Source organism: Collinsella sp. TF07-1, assembly GCF_003437235.1.
In the GTDB taxonomy this organism is placed as follows: domain Bacteria; phylum Actinomycetota; class Coriobacteriia; order Coriobacteriales; family Coriobacteriaceae; genus Collinsella.
Genome location: NZ_QSRV01000054.1, coordinates 1 through 1,908, shown reverse-complemented (window position 1 = coordinate 1,908; position 1,908 = coordinate 1). Strand labels below are relative to the sequence as shown.

The window sequence follows — 1,908 nt, the reverse complement described above, 5'->3', positions numbered from 1 at the left end:
GCGGCCCGCGCTGCATGAGCATGCCCTTCTGGCGCGAGGACCTCTAAGGTTTTCAAAGACCCGTACAGGTCTTAATACAAACATCTAGCTGACATTAGATGTCTCCCAATGGGACGGTGCGGTTCTTTCGCACCGTCCCATTCATGTTTATTGACGCTAAATTAAGATCAGATAAGGTGGCCATGGATATCAAGACAATTGGCGTTGAGGATTGGCTCAACGTTTGGGAGAAGAGTGCTACCTGGGATATCGCTCAGTCGACGATCTCGTCGCTGACCATGGGTGAGCTTCGCGCACTTGACGAGCAGGACGGTGCTACGTTCTACGAGCGCCTGGATCGCGAGAAGATGAATTACGGCTGGATCGAGGGTTCGCCGGAGTTTAAGGCCGAAGTCGCCAAGCTGTATCGTCGCGAGGTCAATCCCGATCACATTCTGCAGACCAACGGCTGCACGGGCGCGAACCTCAACGCCATCATGGCCGTGGTCGAGCCCGGCGACCATGTGATTGCCGAGTGGCCCACCTATGCGCCGCTCTATGAGATTCCGCGTACGCTCGGTGCCGAGGTCGAGTATTGGGAGCTTCGCGAGGAGCTCGGCTGGAAGCCCGATATCGAACAGCTCAAGCACCTCGTTCACCCCAACACCAAGCTCATCTGCATCAATAACGCATCGAACCCCATCGGTACGGTGCTCGATGCCGATACACTCGGCCAGATTGCCGAGATCGCCCGTTCGGTGGGCGCCTATGTGCTGTGCGACGAGGTGTATCTGCCGCTCGAGAACACCGAGTCCTTTATATCGATGGCCGACGTGTACGAGAAGACCATTGTCACCAACTCGGTGTCCAAGACCTATTCGACGCCTGCGGCTCGCGTGGGCTGGGTCGTGGCCGACGAAGAGGTCTCCAACCGCATCCGCACCTATCGTGACTACACCATGATCTGCGGCGGCGTGTTCAACGACGCCCTGGCGACCTACGTGCTCGAGCACAAGGATAAGATCCTTGAGCGCAACCGTAAGATCGTGTTTGGCAACCGTGATATCGCTCAGGCATGGATCGATACGCAGAGCCGCGTCTCTTGGACGGCGCCGCAGGGCGTATCCACCTCGTTTATCCAGCTGGATATTCCCGAGGACGATGAGGAGTTCTGCAAGCGCCTGTTGGCCGAGAGGGGAGTGCTGCTGGTTCCCGGCAGCCGCTTTGAGCTTCCCTGCGGCGCGCGTCTGGGCTACTGCGCGAGCGAAGACGTTCTTCGCGAGGGCCTGAGGCTTCTGGGCGAGGCGCTGGCGGAGTTTGATCGCTAGGATTCCGACGGCTCTCAAAGCCACTCAAATCTGTCTACGATTATCGATAACAGACCCGTTTCCCATGAGGGGAGCGGGTCTGTTTTTCTATACCGAGAAGTCAAGTTGTTACAAATGAGGCCGTAAGGCGAGCCGGTGTTCGTTGGGCCTTATACTGAACTTCCGGTGAACGGTACCAAGCGTCTGGTAAACGGTGATATGCATACCAGAAATGAATAGGACAAACTTTTTTCTGAATAAAAATGAAAATGGTTGAGACGCGGTATGAATCGCTAATTCTATTCATAGCTTTATTAGAAATATGCAATTTGAGGGCGGTTTAATAAAGTTAAGTTCCATTTGCTATTTGGTTAGAAAAAGCATTTAAGCACGTAAATAAACTTTATTAAATCAAAGTGTGCCATGCGTGAAGTATATGTGTATGCCGTTCACCCCTCATAAAAAACCGTTCGGGGGCAAGGTGGAAGTATGGGCTGATTTTGGATATAAATATGTCGTCAGCAATAACGCCTCACACGGAGGGGCGCTAACGAATCGGCCCTGACAAGGGCCCGAAAGAAAGGTAGGAGGCCATGACGAAAGGTCTGCACGTGCCTTCCGA

Annotated in this window: 1 protein-coding gene; it reads left to right on the top strand. The window is 53.9% G+C overall.

The window, feature by feature from the left end; genetic code table 11:
• Window positions 1-182 precede the first annotated feature (182 nt).
• A complete protein-coding gene (locus tag DXC67_RS10215; RefSeq protein WP_117638281.1) occupies window positions 183-1,307 on the top strand; it encodes an aminotransferase in 1,125 nt (374 codons plus the stop codon).
• The last annotated feature ends 601 nt before the right edge of the window (window positions 1,308-1,908 follow it).